General features: G+C 48.7%; 2 tRNA genes and 2 rRNA genes. All 4 read left to right on the top strand.

The window, feature by feature from the left end:
• The first annotated feature begins 305 nt into the window (after positions 1-305).
• The 4 genes from JMX97_RS13475 to JMX97_RS13460 all read left to right on the top strand — a co-directional run bounded on the left by JMX97_RS13475 (position 306) and on the right by JMX97_RS13460 (position 5,291).
• Positions 306-1,844, top strand: a 16S ribosomal RNA gene (locus JMX97_RS13475).
• A gap of 77 nt (positions 1,845-1,921) precedes the next feature.
• Positions 1,922-1,998 (top strand) — tRNA-Ile (locus JMX97_RS13470).
• Between the two features lie 8 nt (positions 1,999-2,006).
• Positions 2,007-2,082: transfer RNA gene (locus JMX97_RS13465), tRNA-Ala, on the top strand.
• Positions 2,083-2,429: 347 nt separating this feature from the next.
• A 23S ribosomal RNA gene (locus JMX97_RS13460) occupies positions 2,430-5,291 on the top strand.
• Together the 16S and 23S rRNA genes with 2 tRNA genes alongside form the textbook arrangement of a ribosomal RNA operon.
• Positions 5,292-5,331: the final 40 nt, after the last annotated feature.

Raw genomic sequence — 5,331 nt, 5'->3', positions numbered from 1 at the left:
TCGCTAAACGAGACAAGCAAATCGCTTTAATCGAATAGCAGAAACATTATTTACTGGACGACAGTGAATAACACTATTTAAAAGCATAACTAAAGAACAACTTGTGTGGATTTTTGCTGATTCAGAATGCTAAAAAATAAAGTTGGTTGAGTCTCTTTTCGAGGCAATTCTAACTATAAAAATTATCATTTAAGACAGCAAGAAAACTCAAAGTTAATTCATTACGAACATAATTACGAGCGTATAATTGCCAGATTAGATGAGCCAAGTTTAGTAACCTCTTTAAAGGGTTACATAGCAAGATTAAACTGAAGAGTTTGATCATGGCTCAGATTGAACGCTGGCGGCAGGCTTAACACATGCAAGTCGAGCGGAAACGATGGTAGCTTGCTACCAGGCGTCGAGCGGCGGACGGGTGAGTAATACTTAGGAATCTACCTAGTAGTGGGGGATAGCTCGGGGAAACTCGAATTAATACCGCATACGACCTACGGGAGAAAGGGGGCAGTTTACTGCTCTCGCTATTAGATGAGCCTAAGTCGGATTAGCTAGATGGTGGGGTAAAGGCCTACCATGGCGACGATCTGTAGCTGGTCTGAGAGGATGATCAGCCACACCGGGACTGAGACACGGCCCGGACTCCTACGGGAGGCAGCAGTGGGGAATATTGGACAATGGGCGAAAGCCTGATCCAGCCATGCCGCGTGTGTGAAGAAGGCCTTTTGGTTGTAAAGCACTTTAAGCAGTGAAGAAGACTCCGTGGTTAATACCCACGGACGATGACATTAGCTGCAGAATAAGCACCGGCTAACTCTGTGCCAGCAGCCGCGGTAATACAGAGGGTGCAAGCGTTAATCGGAATTACTGGGCGTAAAGCGAGCGTAGGTGGCTTGATAAGTCAGATGTGAAATCCCCGGGCTTAACCTGGGAACTGCATCTGAAACTGTTAGGCTAGAGTAGGTGAGAGGAAGGTAGAATTCCAGGTGTAGCGGTGAAATGCGTAGAGATCTGGAGGAATACCGATGGCGAAGGCAGCCTTCTGGCATCATACTGACACTGAGGCTCGAAAGCGTGGGTAGCAAACAGGATTAGATACCCTGGTAGTCCACGCCGTAAACGATGTCTACTAGTCGTTGGGTCCCTTGAGGACTTAGTGACGCAGCTAACGCAATAAGTAGACCGCCTGGGGAGTACGGCCGCAAGGCTAAAACTCAAATGAATTGACGGGGGCCCGCACAAGCGGTGGAGCATGTGGTTTAATTCGATGCAACGCGAAGAACCTTACCTGGTCTTGACATATCTAGAATCCTGCAGAGATGCGGGAGTGCCTTCGGGAATTAGAATACAGGTGCTGCATGGCTGTCGTCAGCTCGTGTCGTGAGATGTTGGGTTAAGTCCCGCAACGAGCGCAACCCTTGTCCTTAGTTACCAGCGGGTTAAGCCGGGAACTCTAAGGATACTGCCAGTGACAAACTGGAGGAAGGCGGGGACGACGTCAAGTCATCATGGCCCTTACGACCAGGGCTACACACGTGCTACAATGGTAGGTACAGAGGGCAGCTACACAGCGATGTGATGCGAATCTCAAAAAGCCTATCGTAGTCCAGATTGGAGTCTGCAACTCGACTCCATGAAGTAGGAATCGCTAGTAATCGCGGATCAGAATGCCGCGGTGAATACGTTCCCGGGCCTTGTACACACCGCCCGTCACACCACGGGAGTTGATTGCACCAGAAGTGGATAGCCTAACCTTCGGGATGGCGTTCACCACGGTGTGGTTGGCGACTGGGGTGAAGTCGTAACAAGGTAGCCGTAGGGGAACCTGCGGCTGGATCACCTCCTTATAGACGCATTCGGTCAGCAAGAATTCACAACAAGTTGTTCTTTAGTTTAAGCTTACGTTTATTGCATAAACGTATATGGGTCTGTAGCTCAGCTGGTTAGAGCACCGTGTTGATAACGCGGGGGTCAGTGGTTCAAGTCCACTTAGACCCACCATTTCATATGGGGCCATAGCTCAGCTGGTAGAGCGCCTGCCTTGCACGCAGGAGGTCAACGGTTCGACTCCGTTTGGCTCCACCACTATAGACGAGTAAGCTTTAAGTGCTAATAGTATAAATAGAAACAAGTGATTGTAGATGATTACTTCTTTCTGTTTTATACAGAATCTGTGACTCGATGAGAGCATAGAAACTATTTAAAAACATAGATATGAGTCTGGGTTAGGAATTACATGTTCACGTGTAGCTCCTAACCTGATAATCAGTCCTCTTAACGACATCAGTTGTTATCCCAGAGGATTGATTATCAAATAATAAAGAGAACTGAATCAAGCGTATAAAATTAGGTGATATCGTTATCATAATTAGACTTATATAACACTTAGGAATCCAACTCTATTTATAGAGAAAGACTACTTGGGGTTGTATGGTCAAGTAATGAAGCGCACATGGTGGATGCCTTGGCAGTCAGAGGCGATGAAAGACGTGACAGCCTGCGATAAGCTTCGGGGAGGCGGCAATATCCTGTGATCCGGAGATTTCTGAATGGGGAAACCCACCTACCATAAGGTAGGTATCTCGTACTTGTACGAGAAGCGAACGAGGGGAAGTGAAACATCTCAGTACCCTTAGGAATAGACATCAAATGAGATTCCCCAAGTAGCGGCGAGCGAACGGGGAGAAGCCGATTAATTCTAGAATAGAAGAACAGCGTGGGAAAGCTGACCGTAGTAGGTGATAGTCCTGTATTTTAAATTCTAGAGTTAACATATTAAGTAGAGCGGGACACGAGAAATCCTGTTTGAAGATGGGGGGACCATCCTCCAAGGCTAAATACTCCTGACTGACCGATAGTGAACCAGTACCGTGAGGGAAAGGCGAAAAGAACCCCTGTGAGGGGAGTGAAATAGAACCTGAAACCGTGTGCGTACAAGCAGTGGGAGCCTTAATTTATTAGGGTGACCGCGTACCTTTTGTATAATGGGTCAGCGACTTATGTTCTGTAGCGAGGTTAACCATTTAGGGGAGCCGTAGGGAAACCGAGTCTTAATAGGGCGATTAGTTGCAGGGCATAGACCCGAAACCGAGTGATCTATCCATGAGCAGGTTGAAAGTGCCGTAACAGGCACCGGAGGACCGAACCCACTATCGTTGAAAAGCTAGGGGATGACTTGTGGATAGGGGTGAAAGGCTAATCAAACTCGGTGATAGCTGGTTCTCCCCGAAAGCTATTTAGGTAGCGCCTCGGACGAACACCATTGGGGGTAGAGCACTGTTTCGGCTAGGGGGTCATACCGACTTACCAAACCGATGCAAACTCCGAATACCGATGAGTGATATCCGGGAGACACACAGTGGGTGCTAACGTCCATTGTGGAGAGGGAAACAACCCAGACCGCCAGCTAAGGCCCCAAATTCCTAGTTAAGTGGGAAACGAGGTGGGAAGGCATAGACAGCTAGGAGGTTGGCTTAGAAGCAGCCATCCTTTAAAGAAAGCGTAATAGCTCACTAGTCGAGTCGGCCCGCGCGGAAGATGTAACGGGGCTCAAACTAGGAGCCGAAGCTGCGGATTTGAATTTGTTTTCAAGTGGTAGGGGAGCGTTGTGTAAGCCTGTGAAGGTGTGTCGTAAGGCATGCTGGAGGTATCACAAGAGCGAATGCTGACGTGAGTAACGATAATGCGAGTGAAAAGCTCGCACGCCGGAAGATCAAGGGTTCCAGTCCAACGTTAATCGGGGCTGGGTGAGTCGACCCCTAAGGCGAGGCCGAAAGGCGTAGTCGATGGGAAATCAGTTAATATTCTGATACTTGTTTATAATGCGATGGAGGGACGGAGAAGGTTATGCCAGCCTGGCGATGGTTGTCCAGGTGAAAGGATGTAGGCTTACAGTTTAGGCAAATCCGGACTGTAATATAGCTGAGATCTGATAGCAAGCTGTACTTGTACAGCGAAGTGGCAAATACCATGCTTCCAGGAAAAGCTTCTAAGCAATAGTTATAAACGAATCGTACCCTAAACCGACACAGGTGATCAGGTAGAGAATACCAAGGCGCTTGAGAGAACTCTGCTGAAGGAACTAGGCAAAATGGTACCGTAACTTCGGGAGAAGGTACGCTGCTGATGGTGAAACCCTTTGCGGTGTAAGCTATTAGCAGTCGCAGATACCAGGCTGCTGCAACTGTTTATTAAAAACACAGCACTCTGCAAACACGAAAGTGGACGTATAGGGTGTGATGCCTGCCCGGTGCTGGAAGGTTAATTGATGGGGTTAGCGTAAGCGAAGCTCTTGATCGAAGCCCCAGTAAACGGCGGCCGTAACTATAACGGTCCTAAGGTAGCGAAATTCCTTGTCGGGTAAGTTCCGACCTGCACGAATGGCATAATGACGGCAGCGCTGTCTCCAGCAGAGACTCAGTGAAATCGAAATCGCAGTGAAGATGCTGTGTACCCGCGGCTAGACGGAAAGACCCCGTGAACCTTTACTACAGCTTTACATTGAACTTTGACCTGACTTGTGCAGGATAGGTGGGAGGCTTTGAAGCAGACACGCTAGTGTTTGTGGAGCCAATCTTGAAATACCACCCTGGTCATGTCGGGGTTCTAACTCAGGTATAACAATACCGAGGACAATGTATGGTGGGTAGTTTGACTGGGGCGGTCTCCTCCTAAAGAGTAACGGAGGAGTACGAAGGTGCGCTCAGAACGGTCGGAAATCGTTCATAGAGTATAAAGGCAAAAGCGCGCTTAACTGCGAGACCCACAAGTCGAGCAGGTACGAAAGTAGGTCTTAGTGATCCGGTGGTTCTGTATGGAAGGGCCATCGCTCAACGGATAAAAGGTACTCTGGGGATAACAGGCTGATACCGCCCAAGAGTTCATATCGACGGCGGTGTTTGGCACCTCGATGTCGGCTCATCTCATCCTAGGGCTGAAGCAGGTCCTAAGGGTATGGCTGTTCGCCATTTAAAGAGGTACGCGAGCTGGGTTTAGAACGTCGTGAGACAGTTCGGTCCCTATCTACCGTGGGCGTTGGAAATTTGAGAGGATCTGCTCCTAGTACGAGAGGACCAGAGTGGACGAACCTCTGGTGTTCGGGTTGTCACGCCAGTGGCATTGCCCGGTAGCTACGTTCGGATGGGATAACCGCTGAAAGCATCTAAGCGGGAAGCCCACCTCAAGATAAGATTTCCCTAAAGAGCCGTTGAAGACTACGACGTTGATAGGCAGGGTGTGGAAGCACAGCGATGTGTGTAGCTAACCTGTACTAATTGCTCGTTTGGCTTGACCATACAACACCCAAGTGGTTTGTATGAAAGCTCTAATTAATCT

The sequence above is a fragment of the Psychrobacter sp. 72-O-c genome, assembly GCF_904846605.1.
Taxonomy (GTDB): Bacteria; Pseudomonadota; Gammaproteobacteria; order Pseudomonadales; family Moraxellaceae; genus Psychrobacter.
Note: the sequence above shows the minus strand (reverse complement) of the source record. Positions and strands in the feature narration are given on the sequence as shown.